This window comes from Streptomyces sp. HNM0575 (genome assembly GCF_012726265.1).
In the GTDB taxonomy this organism is placed as follows: domain Bacteria; phylum Actinomycetota; class Actinomycetes; order Streptomycetales; family Streptomycetaceae; genus Streptomyces.
In genome coordinates, this window is record NZ_JAASAG010000003.1 from 425899 (window position 1) to 450785 (window position 24887).

The 24887-nt window shown below is 71.6% G+C and carries 22 protein-coding genes; 9 read left to right on the top strand and 13 right to left on the bottom strand.

Annotated elements, in window-relative coordinates; genetic code table 11:
• Positions 1-80: 80 nt before the first annotated feature.
• The 3 genes from HCC61_RS09840 to HCC61_RS09850 form a co-directional block, all read right to left on the bottom strand.
• Entirely contained in the window at positions 81-815 is a 735-nt protein-coding gene (locus tag HCC61_RS09840; RefSeq protein ID WP_346777111.1) for a GAF and ANTAR domain-containing protein, read from the bottom strand.
• A gap of 80 nt (positions 816-895) precedes the next feature.
• A complete protein-coding gene (locus HCC61_RS09845) occupies positions 896-1774 on the bottom strand; it encodes an Fpg/Nei family DNA glycosylase (protein ID WP_169134911.1) in 879 nt (292 codons plus the stop codon).
• 93 nt (positions 1775-1867) lie between these two features.
• The gene (locus HCC61_RS09850) at positions 1868-2293 is read right to left on the bottom strand and encodes an OsmC family peroxiredoxin (protein ID WP_169134912.1); all 426 of its coding nucleotides are present in this window, start codon (positions 2291-2293) and stop codon (positions 1868-1870) included.
• A 271-nt stretch (positions 2294-2564) separates the two neighbouring features.
• Between HCC61_RS09850 and HCC61_RS09855 the strand changes: the two genes are divergently transcribed.
• The 3 genes from HCC61_RS09855 to HCC61_RS09865 all read left to right on the top strand — a co-directional run bounded on the left by HCC61_RS09855 (position 2565) and on the right by HCC61_RS09865 (position 4697).
• Positions 2565-3116, top strand: a complete 552-nt coding sequence (locus HCC61_RS09855; RefSeq protein ID WP_169134913.1) for a GH25 family lysozyme — start codon at positions 2565-2567, stop codon at positions 3114-3116.
• Between the two features lie 135 nt (positions 3117-3251).
• Positions 3252-3752 (top strand): hypothetical protein, encoded by a 501-nt coding sequence (locus tag HCC61_RS30605; RefSeq protein WP_240968740.1) that lies wholly within the window; start codon positions 3252-3254, stop codon positions 3750-3752.
• A gap of 48 nt (positions 3753-3800) precedes the next feature.
• Positions 3801-4697 (top strand): DUF1707 domain-containing protein, encoded by an 897-nt coding sequence (locus HCC61_RS09865; protein WP_169134914.1) that lies wholly within the window; start codon positions 3801-3803, stop codon positions 4695-4697.
• Between the two features lie 107 nt (positions 4698-4804).
• Here the strand turns inward: HCC61_RS09865 and HCC61_RS09870 are convergent, their stop codons facing one another.
• The 4 genes from HCC61_RS09870 to HCC61_RS09885 all read right to left on the bottom strand — a co-directional run bounded on the left by HCC61_RS09870 (position 4805) and on the right by HCC61_RS09885 (position 9287).
• Positions 4805-6406 carry a CoA transferase gene (locus HCC61_RS09870; protein WP_169134915.1) on the bottom strand — a complete coding sequence of 534 codons (1602 nt, stop codon included), beginning with the start codon at positions 6404-6406 and terminating at the stop codon, positions 4805-4807.
• A 129-nt stretch (positions 6407-6535) separates the two neighbouring features.
• Positions 6536-7342, bottom strand: coding sequence for a DeoR/GlpR family DNA-binding transcription regulator (locus HCC61_RS09875; RefSeq protein ID WP_169134916.1), 807 nt, complete (start codon positions 7340-7342; stop codon positions 6536-6538).
• The gene (locus HCC61_RS09880; RefSeq protein WP_169134917.1) at positions 7339-8181 is read right to left on the bottom strand and encodes a class II fructose-bisphosphate aldolase; all 843 of its coding nucleotides are present in this window, start codon (positions 8179-8181) and stop codon (positions 7339-7341) included. Before HCC61_RS09880 ends, HCC61_RS09875 begins: the two co-directional genes overlap by 4 nt.
• Before the next feature lie 209 nt (positions 8182-8390).
• Complete coding sequence (locus HCC61_RS09885) at positions 8391-9287, bottom strand: sugar isomerase (protein WP_169134918.1); 897 nt, start codon at positions 9285-9287, stop codon at positions 8391-8393.
• A gap of 523 nt (positions 9288-9810) precedes the next feature.
• Here HCC61_RS09885 and HCC61_RS09890 point away from each other — a divergent pair.
• The 5 genes from HCC61_RS09890 (at position 9811) to HCC61_RS09910 (ending at position 16904) form a co-directional block, all read left to right on the top strand.
• Positions 9811-11025, top strand: a complete 1215-nt coding sequence (locus tag HCC61_RS09890; RefSeq protein WP_169134919.1) for a CaiB/BaiF CoA-transferase family protein — start codon at positions 9811-9813, stop codon at positions 11023-11025.
• Positions 11022-12047 carry an LLM class F420-dependent oxidoreductase gene (locus tag HCC61_RS09895; protein ID WP_169134920.1) on the top strand — a complete coding sequence of 342 codons (1026 nt, stop codon included), beginning with the start codon at positions 11022-11024 and terminating at the stop codon, positions 12045-12047. Before HCC61_RS09890 ends, HCC61_RS09895 begins: the two co-directional genes overlap by 4 nt.
• Before the next feature lie 82 nt (positions 12048-12129).
• The gene (locus tag HCC61_RS09900) at positions 12130-13272 is read left to right on the top strand and encodes an acyl-CoA dehydrogenase family protein (protein WP_169134921.1); all 1143 of its coding nucleotides are present in this window, start codon (positions 12130-12132) and stop codon (positions 13270-13272) included.
• Between the two features lie 53 nt (positions 13273-13325).
• On the top strand, positions 13326-14540 hold the full coding sequence (locus HCC61_RS09905; protein WP_169134922.1) for an acetyl-CoA C-acetyltransferase: 1215 nt from the start codon (positions 13326-13328) through the stop codon (positions 14538-14540).
• Positions 14541-14714: 174 nt separating this feature from the next.
• A complete protein-coding gene (locus HCC61_RS09910; RefSeq protein ID WP_169134923.1) occupies positions 14715-16904 on the top strand; it encodes a 3-hydroxyacyl-CoA dehydrogenase NAD-binding domain-containing protein in 2190 nt (729 codons plus the stop codon).
• Here the strand turns inward: HCC61_RS09910 and HCC61_RS09915 are convergent.
• Positions 16894-17718, bottom strand: coding sequence for a MerR family transcriptional regulator (locus HCC61_RS09915; RefSeq protein ID WP_206322294.1), 825 nt, complete (start codon positions 17716-17718; stop codon positions 16894-16896). The two genes, HCC61_RS09910 and HCC61_RS09915, sit on opposite strands and share 11 nt — an antisense overlap.
• A 169-nt stretch (positions 17719-17887) precedes the next feature.
• Here HCC61_RS09915 and HCC61_RS09920 point away from each other — a divergent pair, with 169 nt between their 5' ends.
• Positions 17888-19906 (top strand): AMP-dependent synthetase/ligase, encoded by a 2019-nt coding sequence (locus HCC61_RS09920; RefSeq protein WP_240968741.1) that lies wholly within the window; start codon positions 17888-17890, stop codon positions 19904-19906.
• Between the two features lie 57 nt (positions 19907-19963).
• On the opposite strand, the gene HCC61_RS09925 is transcribed toward HCC61_RS09920, so the two are convergent.
• From HCC61_RS09925 to HCC61_RS09945, 5 genes are all read right to left on the bottom strand, one after another.
• Positions 19964-21169: a cytochrome P450 gene (locus HCC61_RS09925; protein ID WP_206322340.1), complete on the bottom strand. Its 1206-nt coding sequence runs from the start codon at positions 21167-21169 to the stop codon at positions 19964-19966.
• Positions 21170-21414: 245 nt separating this feature from the next.
• Positions 21415-22029, bottom strand: a complete 615-nt coding sequence (locus HCC61_RS09930) for an ATP/GTP-binding protein (protein WP_169134925.1) — start codon at positions 22027-22029, stop codon at positions 21415-21417.
• On the bottom strand, positions 22010-22366 hold the full coding sequence (locus tag HCC61_RS09935) for a DUF742 domain-containing protein (protein WP_169134926.1): 357 nt from the start codon (positions 22364-22366) through the stop codon (positions 22010-22012). The genes HCC61_RS09930 and HCC61_RS09935 overlap by 20 nt, the downstream gene beginning before the upstream one ends.
• Positions 22363-22779, bottom strand: coding sequence for a roadblock/LC7 domain-containing protein (locus HCC61_RS09940; RefSeq protein WP_169134927.1), 417 nt, complete (start codon positions 22777-22779; stop codon positions 22363-22365). Before HCC61_RS09940 ends, HCC61_RS09935 begins: the two co-directional genes overlap by 4 nt.
• Positions 22776-24590, bottom strand: coding sequence for an ATP-binding protein (locus HCC61_RS09945; RefSeq protein WP_169134928.1), 1815 nt, complete (start codon positions 24588-24590; stop codon positions 22776-22778). Before HCC61_RS09945 ends, HCC61_RS09940 begins: the two co-directional genes overlap by 4 nt.
• Positions 24591-24887: the final 297 nt, after the last annotated feature.

The following is a 24887-nucleotide window of genomic DNA, read 5'->3' on the forward strand; positions in this document are numbered from 1 at the left end:
GGGCCGGAGCACCGCGGGCCGCATCCTCGGCCTGCTGGGCAGGCGCGGGCGCGGCTGACGGCTCAGGACCGGCTGACGGCTCAGGGCCGCTGCTTCGCGCCGGGGATCTCGCCGGTCTCGGTGACCGTGCGCACGATCTCGCGCAGCTTGGTGTTCCGGTCCTGCGAGCTCTTCTTCAGCACGGCGAACGCCTGGTCCTCGTCGAGCTTGTAGCGCTCCATGACGATGCCGATGGCTTCGCCGATGTTGTGGCGCGACTCCATCGCGGAGTGCAGCTGCGCGTACGTACGGGCGCTGGAGAAGGCGACGGCCGCGTGCGAGGCGAGCAGCCAGCCGACGTGCTCGGAGCGCTCGGTGAAGGCGTTCGGGACGGAGGAGTAGAGGTCGAGAGCGCCGAGTTCGTCGTCGTCGGTGTAGAGCAGGAAGCCCATCATGGAGCCGACGCCCAGCTTCCGTGCCTCGGGGGCGTAGCGGGGCCAGCGTCTGACCCTCTCGGTCATGTCCGCGACGCGGTAGACCTCCTCCGGCTGGCGGGCGGCGTCGAAGCACGGCCCCTCGCCCAACTCGCCCTGCAACCGGTCCGAGGCCCGCACCACCTGGCTGGTCGTGGCCAGCGTGCTGACCTTCTTGTCCTCCACCGTCATCACGCCCGCCGCCTCACAGCCGGGCACCAGGTCCACCGCGTGCGCCACGACGCTGTCCAGCGTCTTCTGCACCGACCCCTGTGAGAGCAGGTCGCGGGCCATATGGGCCAGGCCTGTGGCGAACTCCTCCAGCTCCTCGTTCGTCACTCCCGTCCCCTTCTCGCTCGTCACCGGCGGACCCTCCCCGGCCGTGCCACGGTACGCCCTGCCCGGGAGCGGCCCCGGCGGGGAGCCGTGCGCTGCTTCCTGCGCTACTTCAGCAGCCGTGACATCCGGCGGTCCGCGAGCGGCTTGCCGCCGGTCTGGCAGGTCGCGCAGTACTGGAGAGAGCTGTCGCTGAACGAGACCTCGCGCACGGTGTCGCCGCACACGGGGCACGGCTGCCCCGTACGCCCGTGCACCCGCAGCCCCGTCTTCTTCTCCGCCTTCAGCTCGCCGGCGGCGAGCCCGCGTGAGCGCTCGACGGCCTCGCGGAGCGTGGTGCGCAGCGCCTCGTAGAGCCCGGTGACCTCCTCCTCGGAGAGCTCACCGGCGATCTTGAACGGTGAGAGGAGGGCGGCGTGCAGGATCTCGTCGGAATAGGCGTTGCCGACGCCCGCGATCACGCTCTGGTCACGCAGCAGCCCCTTGATCCGGTGCCGTTCGCCGCGCAGCAGACCGGCGAAGACCTCCCGTGTGAAGCCGTCCGCGAGCGGGTCGGGGCCGAGCCGTGCCACACCCGGCACCTGGGACGGATCGTGTACGCAGTAGACCGCGAGGCGCTTGCGGGTGCCGGCCTCCGTGAGGTCGAACCCGCCGCCGTCGCCGCCCTGTTCGGGCCCGGCCAGGGACAGCCGCAGCGCCAGCGGGCCCTTGCCCGGGCGGGGCGGCCCCGGCGGCACCGAGTCCCGCCAGCGCAGCCATCCGGCCCTGGCCAGGTGCACGACCAGATGGAGACCGCCGGCCTCCATGTCGAGGAACTTCCCGTGTCGGGAGACACCCGTGAAGACCTGGCCCTCCAGCGCGGACGGCTGCGGCTCGTAGGTCTTGAGGACGCTGACGGCCACCGGCGTCACGCGCTCCACCGAGCGCCCCTTGAGGCGGTCGTCGAGGAAGTCGCGCAGCGCCTCGACCTCGGGCAGTTCCGGCATGTCTCCTCCTGGACTTCCCCGCGCCGTGCGGTGCGGGCCGGCCGGCACCGGCCGATCCGGTCGAGCCGGACCGGCCGGTGCCCGCCCCCGGCGTCAGCCGAACTTGGCGGTCAGGGTGATGGTCGTGCCCGAAAGGGCCTGTGAGACCGGGCAGTTGGCCTTGGCCTCCTCGGCCGCGGCGACGAAGGCGGCCTCGTCGATGCCGGGAACCTCGCCCTGCACGGTGATGTGGATGCCGGTGATCCCGGTGCCGGGCTGGAAGTCCACGTCGGCCTGCGTGCTGAGCCGGGTGGGAGGGGTGCCCGCCGAGTTGAGCCCGTTGGAGAGCGCCATCGAGAAGCAGCTGGAGTGCGCGGCCGCGATCAGCTCCTCGGGGCTCGTCCTCCCGTTGGGCTCCTCGGCGCGCGACGCCCATGTGACCGCCTGCGTGACGATTCCGGACGAGTCGAAGGTGACCTCGCCCGAGCCGTTCTTCAGATCCCCGTGCCACACGGTGTGTGCGGTGCGTGTCGTCGCCATCGTCGTACTCCTCGTCGACTGTCTGTCCTTACCAGTGTGCAGGGTGCGTCAGCTGCCGCGCCCGGCCCCGATCCTCCGTCGGCGGGCGCCGTCGGCGCCGGGGCGACGCGCCGGTGCGGGGCCCGGGCGCGCACGCCGCGCGATGCACTCGTGCGGTGACCCGCTGCGACCGACCGGTGCCCGACAGCGGTCCGTTCACGGTACTGTGCGCCGCGTTACGGGTATCGGAACGAATGAGCGATACGCGACCGGACGGCAGAAGGAGTGCATCGTGATCAAAGGCGTCGACGTCTCGTCGTACCAACCTTCCGACTACAGCACGAAAGGGCTCGACTTCGTCTTCATCAAGATCACGGAAGGCACCTCGTATGTGAACCCGAAATGGGTCGACCAGCGCCAGACCGCTCGTGACGCCGAACTCGTCACCGGCTTCTACCACTTCGGCCGTGCCGGCAGCATGAAGAAGCAGGCCGACTACTTCATGTCGAAGATCAACCTGGTCAAGGGCGACATGCTCGTACTGGACTGGGAGGACTCCGAGGTCACCAACGCCGAGAAGGACGAGTGGATCAAGTACGTACAGAAGGAGCGCCCACACACCAGGGTGCTGCTGTACTGCAACACCAACTTCTGGTTCAACCACGACACCACGTCGTTCGCCGGCGACGGCCTTTGGATAGCGCACTACAACGGCAAGCCGGGCAAGCCCGGGATCGAGCACTCGTGGCGCTTCCACCAGTACACGAACGACCCGATCGACACGAACACGGGACACTTCGACAGCCGTGCCGACTTGCGCAAGTGGACGCACAAGGAGCCCTAGCCGTACGGGAGTCGAGCGGGGAGCCGGGCCGCGGGCCGGCCTTCGCCCCCGCCGGGTCCGGATGAGCCGGGGCCTCTCGGGGCTCCCGCTCACCCGGGCGCGACAGGCGGTGCCGAATGCGGATAACCTCCCGTCATGCCGGAAGCCAACATAAGCCCGCCGACCGACGACGAGACGACCGCACGGGCGGCCGGGGAGTTCGGCGAAGCCGGGGATTCAGCAGACCTCGACAACGCGACCGACGTCGGGAACGCGGCTGACTTCGAGAACGCGACCGATGTCGAGGACGCGACCGACGTTGAGGACGCAGCCCACGTCGACGACGACACCGCCGACGTCGGGGATGCCGAGGACGTGCATGAGGACGCGCACACGGGCCTGACGCCGCGGCAGGCACGCAGGATCCGCATCGTCGTCTCGGGCGTCGTCATGGTGGCGGTGGCCGTCGCCCTCGTCGTGCGGCTGCGCAGCGCACCCTCCGTACTCACCGTCGGCTTCTACGGGATCGCGCTCATCCTCTCGGGCGTCGCCATAGGACTCAGCCGCCGCGGCCGCACCCGGGTCGCAACGGGCGTGCTGGCACTGGGATTTGCGGCGGTGGGCCTGGCCGAATGGCTTCTCGCGTCCGTCGAGTGACCCGATGATCCGGGGTGCGGGCGCCACGGTGCGTAATAGGGTGACCGCATGAGCGACGAGCTGCCCGAGATGCGCGCTTCGGATGCGGAGCGAGAGCGCGTCGCCGAGGTACTGCGCGAGGCGCTGGCCGAGGGCCGGCTCGGCATGGAGGAGTTCCAGGAACGGCTCGACGACACCTACCGGGCCCGCACGCGCGGTGAGTTGGTCCCCCTCGTACGGGATCTGCCGCACTACGAGAGCCAGAACGCCGCCGCGAGCGCGGTGCCTCAGGAGGCGCGGGCGGCGGAGGGCTCCGCGGCTCCGTCACTGCGCAAGAAGCGCCGCTGGGCCGAGCGGATCGGCGGAAGGGCCACGTCACGCTGGGGCGTCGGCATCATGGGCGGGTTCGGGCGCAAGGGGGAGTGGACGGTCCCGCGTGTCTTCACGGGCGTCGGCCTCATGGGCGGCGGCGAACTCGACCTGCGGGACGCCCGGTTCGAGGAACGGGACGTGGTGATCCGCTGCTTCGCGCTGATGGGCGGCTTCAGCGTCACCGTGCCGCCGGGGGTGGGCGTCGAGGTGCGCGGCGTGGGCATCATGGGCGGATTCGACTCCTCAGCCTCCGGACTCGCCGAACCCGAGGCACCGCGAGTGGTGATCACCGGCCTCGCGGTGATGGGCGGCGTCGGAGTCGAGCGGAAGCTCCCGCGCGACGAGAAGCTTCAACTGCGCGCCGAACGACGTGAACGGCGCGAACTGGAGCGCAGGGAAAGGCGGGAGGACCGCCGGGAGAGCCGGGAGCGCAGGCGCGGACACGGCGGCCCGCACGGTCCGCACGGCGAGTACCGCGGAATCGAAAGGCACCACGGAAGCGAGAGGCGCCGCGCGAGCGAAAGGCGTCGCGGGGGCGAAGGGCGCGACGGAGACGACGGGTACGGGGGACGGTCCGGCGGCAAGTCGCTGTAGAGCGGGCCGACCGCCCGCCCGTCACGACCGCAGGACCGTCACAACCGTCAGGACCGCACGTCCGGCAGCCCGTCCCGCCTGTGCCGCTCTCCGCCACGCCGCTGGTGTCACCACCAGGCGGCCGGATCGGCTCCCGGAGCACCGGCCGGCCGTGACCAGTCGGAGGCCGAACCCTCGTAGCCGACCGGCGGCAGCACATAACGCAGCCTCCCCAGCGGGCTGTCCGTCTCCCTCAGCCAGGCAGCCGGGTCGGCCTCGTCGGCGGTGCCGGGCAGGTGTCCGGGGTCCTCGTCATGGGTGCCGGGCCCGGATGTGGCGGCCCGGGTCTGTGCTGCCGGGTCTCCCAGCAGCCAGCCGGCGGTCTGCGCGAGCGCGGCCCGTACGAGCCTGGCGCCGGACCGCCCGCGCCGCTGTTCGGTGAGGGCCCTCATCACGGCGGCGGCGAGCAGATAGCCGGTGCCGTGATCGAGGGCCTGCGCGGGCAGCGCTCCCGGGATCTCCTCGCCCGACTCGTCCCGCCGGCCTTCGAGCAGCGAGATTCCGGTCGCCGCCTGTACGAGGCTGTCGAAACCGCGCCGCCGGTGCCACGGCCCGTAGGCGCCCCACGCGCTGAGCTGGCCGACGATCACTCCGGGCCGCCGGTCGGCGAGCGATTCCGGGGCGAGCCCGAACCGGTCGAGCGCGCCGGGGCGGTAGCCCGTGACGACGACGTCCGCTGCCGACAGCAGCTCCTCGAAGGCCGCCTGCCCGGAGCGGGAGGACAGGTCCAGCAGCGTGGAACGCTTTCCCGAGCCCGTATCGGCGTGCGTATCGGGGTCCTCCGGAAGCTGCGGGGCGTCGATACGGAGCACGTCCGCACCGAAGAGCGCGAGAACCCGGGTGGCGACGGGGCCCGCGAGCACCCGCGTGAGATCCAGTACGCGAACCCCGTGCAGCGGGCCCCGCCCGGCCGGCTCCGGCATCGGGCGCGGCGGGGTCTGGTCCATGCACACCGTGGTCAGCAGTGGGCGCTGCGAGATCTGGGCGCCTTGAGGATGCTCCGCCCATTCCTGCCGGGTGCGGACGGCGATGGCGAGGCCCCCGTTCGCGAGGACCGTCTCCTCGACGTCCGCGGTGTGGCGCCCGCCCAGTTCCGCGGCGACGATCTCCGCGAGCGCGTCGTCGTCGCGGCCGCCATCGGGGACGCCGAGGGCGGAGAGCAGCCGTGCCCGGTGGTGCGGGTAGTTGGCGTGGGTGCGCACCCAGCCGTCCCGCGTGCGCCAGAACCGCGACAGCGGGGAGAACCCCGCCGCTGCGCGCCCGTCCGTTCTCAGCAGACGCTCGCTGGTGAACGCGGCGGCCACCGCCCCGTCGTCCACGCGCACCTGCGGAACGGACGCCGTGCCGTCCCCGTCCCCTTCGGACCGTACGGACGACAGCTCCGCCGCCGCCAGCGAGCACACGGCGACCGATGCGCGGGCCAGCTCCAGCACGGGCAGCCGGGCCGGCAGTCCCGCACCCGATGTGTACGAGATCCGGTCGAGCAGTGCGCCGTCACCGCCGAGCGCGGCCCAGGCGTGCGCGCTGCCGGGCAGCGCGGAAGCGGAACCGGCCGTATCCGCGGGTGCCGGTGCCTCGGGCAGGTCCGCCGCCAGGGCGTCACTGCCGAGGCGGTCCGCCGGGCCGGCGGGGGCTGCTGTACCGACTGCCGTTGGTGAAGATCGTTCCATGACCGGCATTCTGGCACCGGTCCAGTGCTCTCCGGTGGTAACGGAGGCTGAGGTCAGCCGCGCCGCCGCGCACGGCCTGCCGGAGCCACCGGGTCGGAGCCCCGTGGGCGTACGGACTCGCTCGTGCCCTCAGCCGCTTGCCATCGGCGGGGCGGCTGCCAGCACATGCAGCCCTTGGTCGGTGAACTCCTGCCGTGACTCCTCATCCATCCCCGTGTCCGTTATCAGCGTGTCGAAGACGTCCGCGCCGCCGACGCGGGCGAAGCAGCGAAGCCCCAGCTTGGAGGAGTCCGCGACCATCACGGCACGCGCCGCCCGCTCGGCCATCAGCCTGTTCGTCGTCGCCTCGGCCTCGTCGTGGACGGTGCCGCCCCACTGCGTGTCCACGGCGTTCACGCCGATGAAGGCGATGTCCAGGGTGAGTTGGCGGAGCACCGACTCGCTGTAGGGGCCGGTGAGTTCGAACGAGCGGGAGTGCGCGACACCGCCGGTCAGCACGATCTTGATCTGCGGGCGGACCGCCAACTCGTACGCGATGTTGAGGGAGTTGGTGACGATCGTCAGACACGGGTCGGGCCCCGTCTCCGCGAACTCCGGTCTCGTGGCGACAGCGCGGGCGATCTCCGTCGTCGTCGTGCCGCCGCTGAGCCCCACGGCGTCGCCGCGCGCGACCATGCCCGCCGCAGCCTCGGCGACGGCGTGCTTCTGCACGGCGTGGTGCCCCTGCTTGTAGCGGATCGGCAGGTCGTAGGTGACGGAGCTGAGCACCGCGCCGCCGCGGGTACGCGTCAGCAGCTGCTGCTCGGCCAGGGCGTCCATGTCACGGCGCATCGTCGCCACCGACACCTCCAGCGACGTCGCCGCCTCGTCCACATCGAGGCGTCCCCTCTCACCGAGCAGTTCCAGCAGGGCGTTGAGCCTTTCGTGCCTCTTCATGACGCCTCCGCCCCCAGCACCCGCAGCAGCCGCTCGGCCTCCGCCGACACCGCCTCCCTGGCAGGCCCCACGTACTTGCGCGAGTCGATGAGCGACGGGCTGTCCGCCAGCGTCCTGCGCACCTCGCCGGTGAAGACCGACACCAGATGAGTCGAGATGTTGATCTTCGTCATGCCGGCGGCGACGGCGGCGCGCAGCTCCTCGTCCGGCACCCCCGAGGAGCCGTGCAGCACCAGCGGTACTGGGAGGCGCCGCCGCAGGGCCCGGATCAATTCCTTGTCGAGCACCGTCGTGCGCGCCCGCATCGCGTGCGAGGAGCCGACGGCAACCGCCAGCGCGTCCACGCCGGTGGCGTCCACGAAGGCCATCGCCTCACCGGGGTCCGTACGGGCGCCTGGCGCGTGCACCCCGTCCTTTCCGCCCACCTCTCCCAACTCGGCCTCCACATAGGCCTCGTGGGCATGGCACCAGCCCGTCAGCTCGGCCGTGACGGCGACGTTCTCCTCGTACGGCAGCGCGGAGGCGTCGATCATCACCGAGCGGGCCCCAGCTTCGACGCCCTCGCGCAGCAGGCCTGGATCGGTGATGTGGTCCAGGTGCACGGAGACGTCTGCGCCGGAGGACTCGGCCAGGGCGAGAGTGGCGAGCAGCAGGGGCCGCAGACTCCCGTGATACCGGACGCAGTTCTCGCTGATCTGGAGTATGAGCGGTATGCCCGCCCGTTCCGCCGCCGCGACGAGCGCCTCGGCGGTCTCCAGATGCAGCACGTTGAAGGCGGGGGCACCGGCACCGGCCGCCCGCGCCCGGTCGACGACTGACGCGGTGGGGACAAGGGGCATGCTGCGGCCTTTCGTTTGAGCAGAAGCGCGTTTGAGCAGAAGCGTCTTGAACAGAACCCGTGTTGAGTAGCAGGCGCGTTGAGCGGAGGGCATGTCGAGCAGACGACGCGATGAGCGCGGGGTGCGTTGAGGACAGGGCCCGCTGGGGGCACGACCCGTAGAGCACAGGGCTGTTGAGCCGGACGACCTCGGGCGGCGGTGGCCGACGGTCAGGGCGCTTCCAGCATGACCGAACGCGTCAGGCTGCGCGGGGCGTCGGGATCGAGGCCGCGGGCCTGTGCCCGGGCGAGGGCCACGCGCTGCACCAGCACAAGCTCGGCCAGCGGATCGCGCCGCTCGTGATGCACGAACAGGCCGCCGGTGCGGGCCACTTCCGCGGCCAGCCCCTCCGGTGACGGCCCGAACATCCACGTCACGCGCCCGGGGGCGGCGATGGATATGGGACCGTGCCGGTACTCCATGGCCGGATAGGACTCCGTCCACGACTGCGATGCCTCCCGCATCTTCAGCGCCGCCTCATGCGCCAGTCCGACCGTCCAGCCCGCGCCCAGGAACGTGAACTGCTCGGCGTCGACCCACTCCTGCTCCATCTCCGACGTCAGGGCCTCCTCGGCGTCCCTCGCCGCCGCTGCCATGTCGCCCCCGAGGTGGGCGCGCAGCAGAGCGAGCGCACTCGTGGCGAACCGCGTCTGCACCACGGACCGTTCGTCGGCGAACGGCAGGGCGACCGTCTCGTCCGAGAGACCCACCGCCGGGGTGTCCGGATCGCCCACGACGGTCACGGTGGGGATGCGGCCGCGCACCGCCTCCAGCAGGCGCAGCACTTCGGTCGTGGTGCCGGAGCGGGTGAGGGCCAGCACCCGGTCGTAGCCCCGGTCCGCTCCGAGCAGCGCCTCGGACGCCGCGAACGCGTCCGTCACGCCGAGTCCCGCCGCCTCGCGCAGGGCCGCGTACGCCTGAGCCATGAACCACGACGTGCCGCACCCGACGACGGCCACCCGCAGCCCGTGTCCGGGCAGCGCAGCCGCACCGGCGAGCTGCGCAGCCTCGCGCCACGTCTCCGGCTGGCTGCTCAACTCCCGCTCCATGTATGTGGTTTCGCCCATCGGGCCCCTCCCTTTCCGTGCCTCCCCGGCACCGTCGTCGCTCCGCCGTCGCGCCCGCTCGTGCGGCCTGCGAGGCACCGACCGCGACGACGGACGGCCGCGGGACTGATTGCATGAAGCTGCTCGATATCCCCTCGCTGCAATCAGTATCGCGCAGTCGCCGTCAGCCGCGCCATTGCCCGTACGGATGGATCGAGGTGCCCCGTGTTGACGCCCGCCCGGCCCGAGCCTCAACCCCAACCCCAAGTCCAACCCCAACTCCACTCCCGGCCCCGGCCCGACCTCGCCCCGCAGCCCCGAGCGATGGCGCCCGGCCGGGCCCGTTCCCCTGTGGTGGCCTGTGGTTCCCCTGTGGTGCACGCCACGCCGCGGCCGTGCCCCGCGCGGTCCCTCCGGGCTTGTGGAAAGGGCCCGGCCTCCTTAGCATCCCTGGTGTTACATCAGTTGTGTCAAAGTGTCTGGGGACGGCGTGACGACAGCAGCGGCGCGGCGGGACGGGGGTCGCGACGGTCCGCTCCGCGGGGTGCGCGTCGTAGAGCTGGCCGGGATCGGGCCGGGGCCCTTCGCCGGGATGCTGCTCGGCGACCTGGGCGCCGACGTCGTACGCGTCGACCGTCCCGGCGGTGCCGTGCTCGGCATCGACCCCGCCGGCGACATCACCAACCGCAACAAGCGCTCCGTCACCCTCGACCTCAAGGACCCGGCGGGTCTCGCGACCGTGCTCGACCTCGTCGAGCGTGCCGACGTCCTCATCGAGGGCAACCGGCCCGGTGTCGCCGAACGCCTCGGCGTCGGACCCGAGGCGTGCCTCGTGCGCAACCCCTCCCTCGTCTACGGCCGCATGACCGGCTGGGGCCAGGACGGTCCCCTCGCCCAGCGCGCGGGACACGACATCGGCTACATCGCACTCACCGGCGCCCTCGGGATGACCGGCCCCGCCGAGGGCCCGCCGTACGCGGCGGCGAATCTGCTCGGTGACTACGCCGGAGGCTCGCTCTACCTGGTGGTCGGCGTGCTGGCCGCCCTGCACCACGCACGCACCCCGGACGGCCGGGGCCAGGTCGTCGACGCCGCCATCGTGGACGGCACCAGCCATCTCTCCGCCATGATCCACGGCATGCTCGCCGCCGGCTTCTGGCAGGACAAGCGGGGCGCGAACCTGCTCGACGGCGCCGCGCCCTTCTACGGCACCTACGAGACCGCCGACGGCGGACACATGGCGGTGGGCGCCCTGGAGCCGCAGTTCTACCGGGAGTTCGTGCGTCTGCTCGGGCTCGGGGGTCCCGGCGGGGACGGCGACGGCGGCGAGAAGGAGCTGCCCTCCCGTGACGACCCGGCCGCCTGGGGCGAGTTGCGCGCCCTCGTCGCCGAGCGCTTCAAGACCCGTACGAGGGACGAGTGGGACGAGGTCTTCCGCGACTCGGACGCCTGCGTCGCCCCCGTACTGTCCCTCCGGGAGGCACCGGGCCACCCTCATCTCGCCGCACGCGGCACCTTCGTCGAGCACGGCGGCATCACCCAGCCCGCGCCCGCGCCCCGCTTCTCCGCCACCCCCGCAGCCGTCTCGCGTCCGCCCGCGGTGCCCGGTGCCGACTCCGCCGAGGTGGCGCGCGACTGGCAGGTGCCCGCGCTCGCCGAGCCGCCCGCGCGGGGCACCGCCTCCGGCACCGTGTCCGGCACCGCCTCCCCATCTGACTCCGACTCCCGCCCCGACCCCGCCAAGGACAGTGACGCATGAAGATCGCCACGCCCCTCCAGTACGCCGACAACCCCCGCAGCGCCGCCGAAGAGGTCGTGAAGCTGGAGGCCGCCGGTCTCGACGCGGTCTGGGTCGCCGAGGCCTACGGCTTCGACTCGCCCACGGTGATGGGCTACATCGCCGCCCGCACCGAGCGCATGCTCATCGGCGCCGGCATCCTCAACGTCTACTCCCGCACCCCCGCGCTCATCGCCCAGACCGGTGCGGGCCTCGACGTGCTCTCCGAGGGGCGCGCCCTGCTGGGCCTCGGCGCCTCCGGGCCGCAGGTCGTCGAGGGCTGGCACGGCAAGGCGTACGACAAGCCGCTGGGCCGCACCCGCGAGACCGTGGAGCTGTGCCGGCGCATCTGGCGGCGGGAGGTCATCGACCACCACGGCATCACCGACATGCCGTTCCCCGCCGAGAAGGGCGGCAAGCTCGGCAAGCCGCTGAAGTTCCTCAACCGGCCGCAGCGCCCCGAGATCCCGCTCTACATCGCCTCCCTCGGGCCGGCCAACGTCCGCATGACCGCCGAGATCGCCGACGGCTGGCTGCCGCATCTCTTCGTACCCGAGAAGGCGAAGCAGGTATGGGGCGAGGCGCTGGAGGAGGGCACCGCGCGGCGCGACCCCGAGCGCGGCCCCCTGGAGATCTCCGCGGGCACGCTGCTGGCCGTCGGTGAGGACGCGGCGGCCGTACGGGAGCACGTGCGCCCCCTCATCGCGCTCTACATCGGCGGCATGGGGGCCAAGGGGAAGAACTTCTACAACGACGTGGCCCGGGCGTACGGTTACGAGGAGGCGGCCGAGAAGGTGCAGGACCTCTACCTCGCGGGCAAGAAGCGCGAGGCGGAGGCCGCGGTTCCCGCCGAGTTCTGTGAGCTGGTCTCCCTCTGCGGCCCCGAGGGATATGTGCGCGAGCGCATCGAGGCGTTCCGCGAGGCCGGGGTGACGATGCTCAACGTCACGCCCGTCGGGCCCGACCCGGCCAAGCTGATCGAGAAGGTCAAGGGCTGGCTCTGACGCAGGCGCCCGCCGGGCGCTGCGCCCGGCGGGAGAAGAGGCGAGAACCAGGACGCGAGGCTCGAAGGGGAGCACCGACCACATGAAGCGCCAGATCTTCACCGAGGACCACGAAGCGTTCCGGCAGACCGTCCGCACCTTCCTCGCCAAGGAGGTCGAGCCCCACTACGAGCAGTGGGAGAAGGACGGCATCGTCTCCCGCGAGGCCTGGCTGGCCGCCGGTCGCCAGGGGCTCCTCGGGCTCGACGTCCCCGAGGAGTACGGAGGCGGCGGCACCGCCGACTTCCGCTACGCGGCCGTGCTCGCCGAGGAGTTCTCCCGCGCGGGCGTCGCCGGGCTGGCCCTCGGGCTGCACAACGACATCATCGGCCCGTATCTGACCTCCCTCGCCACCGACGAGCAGAAGCGCCGCTGGCTGCCCGGCTTCTGCTCCGGTGAGATCGTCACCGCCATCGCCATGACCGAGCCGGGCGCGGGCTCCGACCTCCAGGGCATCCGCACGACCGCGGAGGACAAGGGCGACCACTGGGTGCTCAACGGCTCCAAGACCTTCATCTCCAACGGCATCCTCGCCGACCTGGTGATCGTCGTGGCCCGTACGAAGCCGGAGGGCGGCGCGAAGGGCCTCAGCCTCCTCGTCGTCGAGCGGGACACACCCGGCTTCGAGCGGGGCCGGAACCTCGACAAGATCGGTCAGAAGTCGCAGGACACGGCCGAGCTGTTCTTCAACGACGTGCGCGTGCCGAAGGAGAACCTGCTCGGCGAGCTGCACGGCGCCTTCCTCCACCTGATGACCAACCTCGCGCAGGAGCGGCTGGCCATCGCCGTAGGGGCCATCGCGGGCGCCGAGGAGATCCTGGAGCAGACGACCCGGTATGTGAAGGAGCGCGAGGCGTTCGGCCGTCCCCTCGCCAGACTCCAGCACGTGCGGTTCGAGATCGCCGAGCTCGCCACGGAGTGCGCCGTCACCCGCGCCTTCCTCGACCGCTGCATCGAGGACCACTCGGCGGGCCAACTGGACGCCGCGCATGCCTCCATGGCGAAGTGGTGGGCGACGGAACTCCAGAAGCGCGTCACCGACCGCTGCCTCCAACTCCACGGCGGCTACGGCTACATGAACGAATTCCCGGTCGCCCGTGCCTACACCGACGGGCGGATCCAGACGATCTACGGCGGCACGACCGAGATCATGAAGGAGATCATCGGCCGCTCGATCCTCGACTGACCGGACCTGCCCCCGACTTGCCCGACCCGTACGCACCGAAAGGCTGACGGTCCATGAGCACCGAAGCGTATATCTACGACGCGATCCGCACCCCGCGCGGCCGCGGCAAGGCCAACGGCGCCCTGCACGGCACCAAGCCCATCGACCTCGTCGTCGGCCTCATCCACGAGATGCGCCGCCGCTTCCCGGACCTGGACCCGGCAGCGGTCGACGACATCGTGCTGGGCGTCGTCAGCCCCCTGGGCGACCAGGGCTCCGACATCGCCAAGACCGCGGCCATCGCCGCCGGACTTCCCGAGACCGTCGCCGGCGTCCAGGAGAACCGCTTCTGTGCCTCGGGCCTGGAGGCGGTCAACCTCGCGGCGGCGAAGGTGCGTTCGGGCTGGGAGGACCTGGTGCTCGCGGGCGGCGTGGAGTCCATGTCCCGGGTGCCGATGGGCTCCGACGGCGGCGCCTGGGCCATGGACCCGATGACGAGCCTCGAGACGGGCTTCGTGCCGCAGGGCATCGGCGCCGACCTGATCGCCACCATCGAGGGCTTCAGCCGCCGCGACGTGGACGAATACGCTGCCCGCTCGCAGGAGTTGGCGACGGAGGCGTGGAAGGACGGGCGCTTCGACCGCTCCGTCGTCCCCGTGGTCGACCGCAACGGTCTGACCGTGCTGGACCGCGACGAGCACATCCGTCCGGGCACCACCGCCGACTCCCTCGCCGGGCTGAAGCCGTCGTTCAAGGACATCGGCGAGATGGGCGGCTTCGACGCGGTGGCGCTTCAGAAGTACCACTGGGTCGAGCAGATCGACCACGTGCATCACGCGGGCAACTCCTCGGGGATCGTGGACGGCAGCGCCCTCGTCGCCGTCGGCAGCGAGGAGACCGGCAAGCGCTACGGGCTGCGGCCCCGCGCCCGCATCCTCTCGGCCGCCGTGTCCGGCGCGGACCCCACGATCATGCTCACCGGTCCCGCGCCCGCCTGCCGCAAGGCCCTCGCCAAGGCCGGTCTGACGGCGGCCGACATGGACCTGGTGGAGATGAACGAGGCCTTCGCCGCCGTCGTGCTGCGCTTCGCCCGCGACTTGGAACTTCCGCTGGAGAAGGTCAACGTCAACGGCGGCGCCATCGCCATGGGCCACCCGCTGGGCGCGACCGGCGCGATGCTGCTGGGCACCGTCGTCGACGAACTGGAGCGCCGCGATCAGCGCTACGGCCTGGTCACCCTGTGCGTCGGCGGAGGCATGGGCAGCGCCACCGTCATCGAACGGCTCTGACGGACCCGGTCTTCGCGGACCCGGTCTTCGCGGACCCGCTTTCGCGGACTCGCCTTCGCGGACCTGTCTTCGCGGAACCGCCTGCGCGGGACCGGCCGTTCAGTGCCGGTCCCGTACGGGCCACGCCGCTCGTGCCACCGCCCCCCGCCTCACGTACGTACGGAGAACACCCACATGCCAGAGTCCACGACCATCCGCTGGGAACAGGACGACACCGGCGTCGTCACCCTCGTACTGGACGACCCGGACCAGTCCGCCAACACGATGAACGCCGCCTTCAAGGAGTCGCTCGGCGTCATCGCCGACCGGCTGGAGCGGGAGAACGAGGCGGGCAACGTCCGCGGCGTCGTCTTCACCTCCGCCAAGAAGACCTTCTTCGCCGGCGGCGACCTCAACGACCTCATCCGCGCACGCCCCGAGGACGCCCAGGACGTCTTCGAGGGAAGCATGCAGATCAAGCGCGACCTGCGCCGCATCGAGACCCTGGGCAAGCCCGTCGTCGCCGCGATCAACGGCGCGGCGCTCGGCGGCGGTCTCGAGATCGCGCTCGCCTGCCACCACCGAGTGGCCCTCGACGCGAAGGGCTCCAAGATCGGCTGTCCCGAAGCCACCCTCGGACTGCTGCCGGCGGGCGGCGGCGTGACCCGCACGGTCCGCCTCCTGGGCATCGCCGACGCGCTGCTGAACGTACTGCTCCAGGGCCAGCAGTACTTCCCCGCGAAGGCCAAGGAGAAGGGCCTCGTACACGAGGTGGTGGACAGCGAGGAGGCGATGCTGGCCGCCGCCCGCGCGTTCATCGACGCCCACCCGGAGTCGGCGCAGCCCTGGGACGTCAAGGGCTACAAGATCCCCGGCGGCACACCCTCGAACCCGAAGTTCGCCGCCAACCTCCCCGCGTTCCCCGCCAACTTGAAGAAGCAGACCGGCGGCGCCCCCTACCCCGCCCAGCACAACATCCTCGCCGCGGCCGTCGAGGGCTCGCAGGTCGACTTCGAGCTCGCCCAGGTCATCGAGGCCCGCTACTTCGTCGAGCTGGTCACCGGGCAGATCTCGAAGAACATGATCCAGGCGTTCTTCTTCGACATGCAGGCCGTCAACGCGGGCCGCAGCCGCCCCAAGGGCATCGAGTCGCGGCCCGTGCGGAAGGTCGCGGTCCTCGGCGCCGGCATGATGGGCGCGGGCATCGCCTACTCGTGCGCGAAGGCCGGCATCGACGTCGTGCTGAAGGACGTTTCGCAGGAGGCCGCCGACAAGGGCAAGGCCTACTCCGAGGGCCTGCTGGAGAAGGCGCTCAAGCGCGGCCGTACGACCGAGGCCAAGCGCGACGAGCTGCTCGCCCGCATCACTCCCACCGCCGACCCGCAGGCGGTCGCGGGCTGCGACGCCGTCATCGAGGCCGTATTCGAGGACCCGGCGCTCAAGCACAAGGTCTTCCAGGAGATCCAGGACATCGTCGAACCGGACGCCCTGCTGTGCTCCAACACCTCCACGCTGCCCATCACCGCCCTCGCCGAAGGCGTCGAGCGCCAGGGCGACTTCATCGGGCTGCACTTCTTCTCACCCGTCGACAAGATGCCGCTGGTGGAGATCATCAAGGGCCGTGCGACGGGGGAGGAGGCGCTGGCACGCGCCTTCGACCTGGTGCAGCAGATCAAGAAGACGCCGATCGTCGTCAACGACTCCCGCGGCTTCTTCACCTCCCGCGTCATCGGCCACTTCATCAACGAGGGCGTCGCCCTCGTCGGCGAGGGCGTGGAGCCCGCGACCGTCGAACAGGCCGCCGCGCAGGCCGGTTACCCGGCGAAGGTGCTCTCCCTCATGGACGAGCTGACCCTCACCCTGCCCCGCAAGATCCGCGAGGAGACCCGGCGCGGACTGGAGGCCGAGGGCGTCGAGTGGCAGCCGCACCCGGCGGACGCCGTCATCGACAGGATGGTCGACGAGTTCGGACGCACGGGACGCAGCGGCGGCGCGGGCTTCTACGACTACGCCGAGGACGGCACGCGCGCCGGTCTCTGGCCGGGCCTGCGCGAGCACTTCACGAAGGAGGGTGCCTCCGGCGAACCCGGCATCCCCTTCGAGGACATGAAGGAGCGAATGCTCTTCGCCGAGGCGCTGGACACCGTGCGCCTCTTCGAGGAGGGCGTGCTGACCTCCGTCGCCGACGCCAACATCGGCTCCATCATGGGCATCGGCTTCCCGCCCTGGACGGGCGGCGTGATCCAGTACATCAACGGCTACGAGGGCGGTACGGGCGGATTCGTCGCCCGCGCCCGCGAGTTGAAGGAGCGCTACGGCGACCGCTTCGACGTGCCGGAGCTGCTCGCGGAGAAGGCCGCCAAGGGCGAGGTCTTCAAGGACTGACGCCTTCGCCCTCGTCGCCGTCGCCGTCGCCGCTGCCGGACCCGTCACCGGCGGCGGAGGAGCGCGGGGCGCGCTCCTCGGAGAACGCGCCCCGCAGCTCCTCCTTCAACGACCGCTGGAAGGCGGTCATCAGGGCCTGCACCACCATCGGCTGCATGTGGGCCGACAGCGACTTCATCCGCTCCACCTGATCCGGATCCGCCTCACGCGCCCGGTACGGCTCCCACACCTCGTCCTTGAAGAGACGGCTCAACTCACGCGCCGCAGCCCGCGCGTGCTCCAGCATCGCCTCCCGCGCCGCGATGATCGTCTTCTGCGACAGCGGTACGTCCAGCAGCCGCACCCCCAGGTGCAGCAGCGCCGGATCGACCAGGAAACGGGCGGGGTCGCCGGTGGACTCCAGCACGCCCATCGCCGTGAGCCGCTCCAGATCGTCGCCGGTCAGCTCGCGGCCCACCCGGCGCTCCATCTCCTCGCGTCCCGCCTCGTCGACGGTGTCGGGCATCCAGGAGGCGACCATGGCGCGGTGGATGGCCAGATCGTGCGGATCGGTGTCCTCCGGCAGGCGGCGCAGATAGCGCTCGATCGCCGCCAGCGTCATGCCCTGGTTCTGAAGCTCCTCGATCAGGGCCAGCCGCGAGAGATGTGCCGGGCCGTAGCGGCCGACCCTGCGGGGCCCGATGGCGGGCGGCGGCAGCAGACCGCGGGTGCTGTAGAAGCGGATCGTACGGACCGTGACGCCCGCCCGCGCGGCGAGCTCGTCCACGGTCAGGCTCTCCATGCCGCCCTGGCCGTTCGGCTGCTGCTGCTCCATGCGCGATTCTCCTGACACCGTCCGGTCGAACTACGTTCAACAGTATTGCTGTCTCACCGGGCATGTACTGCAATGCCCCCGGAGGGGACTCCCGTGCGGGGCCTCCTGCCGCGGGGCCGCCCGCCGGCCCATGACCGGTACGGCCCGTGCACGCACCCAGGAGGCCGCCTTGACCACGACCCCCACGACCCTTCGACTTCCCGGAACCGACCCGGGCCGGCTGACCGTTCAGGCCCTGCTGCTGCGCAACGCCGAGGACCACGGAGACCTGCCCGCACTGTCGTGGCGGGAGAACCGCGACGGCGCCGGCCCCCGCTGGACCACGCTGACATGGGCGGAGGTGCGTGAGCGCGTGGCCCGGCTCGCCGCCGGACTCGCCGCCCTCGGCGCGGGCCGCGGCGACCACGTACTGATGATGATGGGCAACCGCCCCGAGCACTGGCTGACCGATCTCGCGCTCATGCATCTCGGCGCGGTGCCCGTCTCCGTCTACGGCACCGCCGCGCCGGAGCAGGTGGCCCACATCGTGCGGCACAGCCGCGCACGGCTCGCCGTGGTCGAGGGAGCGGCCGGGGTGGCGCTGTGGGAACCGCTCGTGGAGCGCCTCGTGGTGGCCGGGCCGGAGTCCGAAGCGGCGGGACACCTGCCCTGGTCATGGCTTGAACGCCCGTATGACCAGGCGCAGTTCGAAAGCACGTGGCGTGCCGTGCGGGCCGGTGACCCGGTGACCGTCGTCTACACCTCGGGCACCACCGGCGACCCGAAGGGGGTCGTCGTCTCGCACCGCAACGTCGTGCTCAACGCGATCGCACTGGACGCGGTCGTCGAACTGCCCGACCACGTCGAGCACATCTGCTACCTGCCCTTCGCGCACATCGCGGAGCGGATGCTCGGCATCTATCTGCCCGTCTACCGTGCCTCACACGTCCATCTGTGCGCCGACCCGGGCCAAGTGGCCGCGACGGCCGAGGAGTTGCACCCGGCGCAGTTCTTCGGGGTGCCGCGCGTGTGGGAGAAGCTCGCCGCGACCCTGCGGGCCGCGCTCTCCCGGCTTCCCGAGGAGCAGCGCCGCGCCGTCGACGACGCCGGGGACATCGCCCGCGAGTACATCAGCCGGCGCGAGCGGGGGGAGGAGCCCGAACCGGCCCTCGCCTCCGCGTACGAGCGCGTCCGGCGTGAGGTCCTACAGCCGCTGCTGGCGCCGGCCGGCTTCGACCGGCTGGTCTGGACGGGAAGCGCATCGGCACCCATGCCGCAGGAAGTGGTCCGGTTCTGGGCCGGGTTCGGGATCGTGATCATGGACGCGTGGGGTCTCACGGAGACGGTGGGCGCGGCCACCGCCAACGGTCCCGGTGCCTTCCGGCTCGGCTCCGTCGGCAGGCCCATACAGGGCGTCGAGGTGCGTACGGCCGGGGACGGCGAGATCGAGGTGCGCGGTCCCACCGTCTTCGAGGGGTATCTCGGCGCGGACGGCACGGTCGAGCCCGCGGTCGACGACGAGGGCTGGTTCGCCACGGGCGACCTCGGGTGGACCGACGAGGACGGGTTCCTGTGGGTCGCCGACCGCAAGAAGGAGATGATCGTGACCTCGACGGGCGTGAACATCTCGCCCGCCCTGGTCGAGAACACGCTCAAGGAGCACCCGCTCGTCGGGCAGGCGTACGTGCACGGCGACGGCCGGTCGTATCTCGTCGCCCTGCTGGTGCTGGACGCGGAGACGGCTCTTGGGTGGGCGGTCGCGAACGGCGTCGACGCGGGCGGCGCGGCCCCGGCGCGGCTGGCCGCGCATCCCGCGGTCCTCGCCGAGACCGACCGCGCGGTGGCGGCGGCCAACGCCCGCCTGAACCGCACGGAGCAGATCAAGCGCTACCGGCTCCTCGGTGCCGAATGGGGCCCGGAGACGGGCGAGTTGACGCCCTCGCTGAAGGTGCGGCGGTCGGTCGTACGGGAGAAGTACGGGCAGCTCGTCGAGGAGCTGTACGCGGCAGGCGGGCGCGCTCCCGCCGAGGACACGGGCGGCGCAACCGCCGCCGGGGGCACGCCCGTTGACGGTACGGCCCCGGACCGTACGACTGCGGGTTGTACGGCTGCGGACCGTACCGCTGCCGAAGGTACGACCGCCGACCGCGCGGCCGCCGACCGTGCCGTCGCGGACCGTACGACCGCTGAACGGCCGCCCGGAGGCTGACAGTTGCGGCTCCTGCGAGGGAGCGGCAGGCCCCGGCATGCCGCCGGGGCCACGACGTCACCGCCTGCCGCCCACCGCGGAGGTCGGCGTGAAGGTGACGGGCAGCGACTCCAGACCGCGCAGGAAGGGGGAGGGGCGCCACACCAACTCCTCCTCGCCGACGGCCAGATCGACGTCCGGCAGCCGGTCGAGCAGCACCTCGATGCCCGTACGCGCGACGCCCTCGGCGATCTCCTGCGCCGGGTACGGGCAGCGGTGCGAGCCGTGCCCGAAGGAGAAGAAGGCGCTGTTGCCCCCGGTGAAGGAGTGCTGGTCCGGGCGGATCTGGGGGTCGGCGTTGGCGGCGGCGAAGCTGAGGACGAGCAGATCGCCGCCCTGGACGCGGCGGCCGCCGAGCTGTGCGTCGCGCGTGGCCCAGCGCCCGGCGATGTTCTGCGTCGGGGTCTCCTCCCACAGCACCTCGTTCATGGCCTCGCCGACGCTGGCCCGCCCGCCGGCGAGGGAGGCGGCGAAGCGGTCGTCGGTGAGCATCAGGCGCAGCGAGTTGCTGATCCAGTCGGCCGTCGGCTGATGGCCCGAGACGATGTTGACCATCATGTCCTCGAGGATCTCCTCGGAGGAGAACTCGCCCGAGTTGGGATGGGTCTGCATCCGCGTGGCGACGTCCCCGGCGGGCGCGATGGCACGGGAGCGCAGCAGCGAGCCCATCGCCTGCTGGAGGTGCTGTCTGCCCTCCAGCGCGCCCTCGGCGCCGTCGGCGACCGCGTTGATGCTCGGCACGAGCCGGGAGCCGTCGTCGTCGGTGAAGCCGAAGATGCGCGCCAGCACCAGGGCGGGGAGCTGCATGGCGTACTGGCCGACCAGATCGCCCTCGCCGCGTGAGCAGAAGGCGTCGATCAGCTCGTCCGCGTGCTGTTCGGAGTGCTGGCGCAGCTCGAACGGGTCCACTCCGCGCAGCGCGTCGCCGACGAGGGCGGAGCGGCGCTCGTGGCGTTCCCCCACCTCGTAGAGGATCGAGGGCTGGCGGCCCACCATCGGCATCAGCGGCCAGTCCTGCGGAATCCGGTCCCACATGTTCCACACCGACGAATCCCGCGTGTACAGCTCGGGGTTGGCGGTGATCTGGTGCAGTTCGCGGTAGCCCAGCACCAGCCACGCCGGTACGTCGCCGATCAGCGTCACCGGAGCGACCGGCCCGTGCTCCTCGCGCATCTCGCGGTAGAGCCGCCCGCGGTCCCCAGAGATGAAGCCGGGCCCGAACATCGCGACGGCGTCGGGGTGCACGGGGCAGCCGTACGACGGTGCGGCCGTCCGCGCTTCGTCCGGGTCGTCCTTCCCGCCGTCTTCGCCGCCCTCCTCGCCGCCGCTTCCGGGCCCGCCTCCGCCGTCGTACTCGCCGTCGCGCGCGGCGTCCTGGGCGGTGTCCTGGGCGGTGTCCTGCTCGTCGCTGTGCTCGCCGCCGTGCTCGCGGAACTCGTCGTCGAAGGCTGACAGCGGGCGTGGGTCGGTCACTTAGCGCTCTCCCGGGCGGAGGACAGGGTGTACAGGTGGTTGACGAGCGTGATCAGCACTTCCTTGCTGGACTCACGGGAGCGGGCGTCGCAGTCGATCAGCGGGATGCTGTCGGGCAGGTCGAGCGCCTCGCGCACGTCGTCGGCGGAGTGCTCGGGTCCGCCGAAGTCGTTACGGGCCACGATGAACGGCATGCCGTGGTGTTCGAGGCGGTCGATGGCGTACCAGGAGTCGGTGAGTCTGCGGGTGTCCACGAGTACGACCGCGCCGAGCGTGCCCGTGAAGAGCCGGTCCCACAGGAACCAGAAGCGCTCCTGGCCGGGCGCCCCGAACAGATAGAGCACCGTGCGCTCGTCGAGGCTGATGCGTCCGAAGTCGAAGGCGATCGTGGTGGTGGTCTTGGTGGGCACGTCGTCGGCGTCGTCGACGCCCTCGCCCGCCCGCGTCATCGTCTCCTCCGTGTTGAGCGGGCGGATGTCGCTGACGGAGCGGACCATCGTGGTCTTGCCGACACCGAAACCGCCGACGACGACGATCTTGAGGCCGTTGTCGGCGGTGCTGCGCAGCGGCGGGCGGGTTCCGGTGGTCGGGTCAGAGGTTGCGGAGTCCAACGAGCACCTGCTTCAGGATTTCTGGATCGGGGAGTTGATCCGCGGCTGTGGCCGTACGCGGATGCCTGGCGGTTATCCGTCCTGCTGCGTGCAGGTCGCCGAGCAGGATCCGCACGATGCTCACCGGCAGCCCGAGATCCGATGCGATCTCCACGACGGCCGTGGGCGACCGGCAGATCCGCAGGATGGAGGCGTGCTCCGACTGCATCCCGGGGGTCGGCTCGGACTCGCTGACCACCAGCGTCACCAGGTCGAAGGCGTCGGTGCCGGACCGGCTGCGCCCACCCGTGACGGTGTACAGACGGTCCGGGTCGTCGTCCCGGCCCGGCCGTTTCATGCGGGGTCTCTGGTCTCGTCCTGCTGCCTGGGCGGAGTGGTGAGGTACTCGCTCAGCTGCTCGACGAGCTCGTTCATGTTGTGACCGATGAGGCCGACGTCCGAGTCCTCCGTCGCCACGACGGCGAGATGGGCTCCGGAGCCGGCCTCGACGACGAAGAGGATGCCGCCGTAGAACTCGGCCATCGCCTGGCGCACGCCTCCGCTGCCGTTGCCGAACTCCACGGACGCGCCGTGGGAGAGGCTCTGGATGCCGGCGGAGATGGCGGCCAGCTGGTCGGCCTGGTCCATGTCGAGGTCGGAGGAGCTGCACAACTTGAGTCCGTCGCGGGACAGCACGAGGGCGTGGCGTGCCCCCGGTGTCCGCCGCAGCAGACTCTCCAGCAGCCAGTCGAGTTTGCCGTCGGTGATCATTCGCTGTTGTCCTCCGGGCGGGACGAGGAGGGGGAGGGTGACACGGAAGTGGACGCGCCGTCAGGGTCGTCGGGTTTCTGCTCCGCAGCGGCCGAACCGCCCTGCACGGCGCGGCGGAAGGCGCCGAACCGCGATCCCGACTGCTCGGCCGACCTGGCCGGCTCGGGCCCCTTGTCCTTGTCGGACGACGCGCTGCGCTGCTGGGCCGCGGCGAGCGTCTGCCCGCGCCGCCGCTTGGGCAGGCCGCTGGGGCTGGTCTCCGTGGCCGAGGCGTGCTCGGGGGAGGGCTCGGCCGGTCCGTCGGCGGCGGGCCCGGACGGGACGTCCGGCGCGGTGCCCGCGGGGGCTGCCTTCTCCTCGCCGGTCGTGGCGGTGTCCGGGCGCCTGCGCCGGGGCAGGCCGCTCGTCCCCTCCGGGGCGCCTCCGGCCGGCGGGGTGCCCGTGATGCCGAGCGGTTCGGAGGGCCGCGGGCCCGGGGTCGCGGCGGGCGACGGCCGCGGTCCGGAGTCCGTGGCGGAGCCCCTGGACTGGGACGGGATGGGCGTCGGAGCCGAGGACGGCGCCGAGGACCGGGCCGATGAGGGTGCCGGCGACCGGGTCGGTGAGGGCGCCGGTGCCGGGGCCGGAGAGGGCGCCGGGCCCTCGGTCTCCCGCTTCGCCTGCGTGATCAGCGTCTGCGGGATCATCAGCAGCACCCCGGTGCCTCCGTGCGCGGAGGGCCGGAAGGACACCGAGAGGTTGTGCTTGTGGGCCAGCCGTCCCACGACGGCGAGCCCGAGCCGCGTACCGGAGAGGTTCGTCAGGTCCAGCGACTCGGAGGAGACCGCCTGCTGGGCGCGTTCCAGGGCGACTTCGCCCATGACGAGTCCGCCGTCCTCGACGGTGATGATGACGCCGGCGGAGGCCTCTTCGACGTACACGTGCACTTCGGACGTCGGCGGCGAGAAGTTCGCGGCGTTGTCCATGAGTTCGGCGAGCGCGTGCATCACGCCCTCGGCGGCGTGGCCGGCGACGGCCAGCTCGCACGAGGAGTGCAGCCGTATTCGCTGATAGCCGCTGATGCGCCCCATCGCGCCGCGCAGGATGCTCTCCATGACGATGGGCTTGGCCCAGCGCCGCCCGGTGCGTGCGCCCGTCAGCACGGCGATGGAGTCCGCGAGGCGTCCCGTCTGTGCCGTGCGGTGGTCCAAGTGCAGCAGGTCCCCGAGCACTTCCTCGTCCGAGTACTTGTGCTCCAGCTCCCTCAGGTCGGCCGCCATGCTCGTGGCCAGCGCCTGCACGCGGCCGGCGGCGTTGGCGCACGCGGCCATCGCGGCGGCGCGCATGCCCTCGCCGCGGTGCACCTCGTTGGCCAGCGAGTGCAGTACGCGCTGGTGCGTGTTGTTGGCGACCGTCGGTACGGCCGCGAGGGCGGTCTGCGCGGAGGCGCCGGAGCGCAGCCGCTCCACCAGGATCGGGACGATGACGTCGGCGAAGTGCGCGGCGACCGCACGCTCGGCGTCGGCTTCGGCGTTCTGCCGCTCGATCACCGCACGCAGCCCGCGGGCCACGAGGATGGTGCGCGTGGCGACAGCGACCGCGACGCTCAGCAGCACGGCGGCCACACCGCTGCCCCAGGCGATGCCCGGACGCATGGACTGCGGCGCCGAATAGACCGCGATCAGGCAGGCCGGGCCGGTGACGAGCACCGCTATGAGCAGAGCGAGAGCGGTGCCCGTGCCCGCTCTCGGCTTCTCCGGCGGCTGCTCGGCGCCGGGAGCCGGGGCGCCGCTGGCGGAGCGTTTGGGCGGTGAGGAGGTCTCGGGGGTCATCAATCAGGGTCCTTGTGGACAGGTCCGGGCAGGGAGGGCATGAGCCGCGACAGTCCGATCAGCGCCGCACCAATATAGGGGAGTCGGCGATCATTTAAAGCCGCAGGTCGAAAACATTTGATCAATCGCTCACCTACGTCCGGCCGTTCGGATCCCCGGAGTGCGCAGGACGGGCTCCAGTGGCCGAAACTCCCGCATGTGACGCCCCGTTGGACCTCTTCCGTGCCGCCGCGGACCGTGGAGACCCCCGGGACCGCCGCCGCACGTGGTGCCGTTCCTGTCGTATTCCGTTCGAAT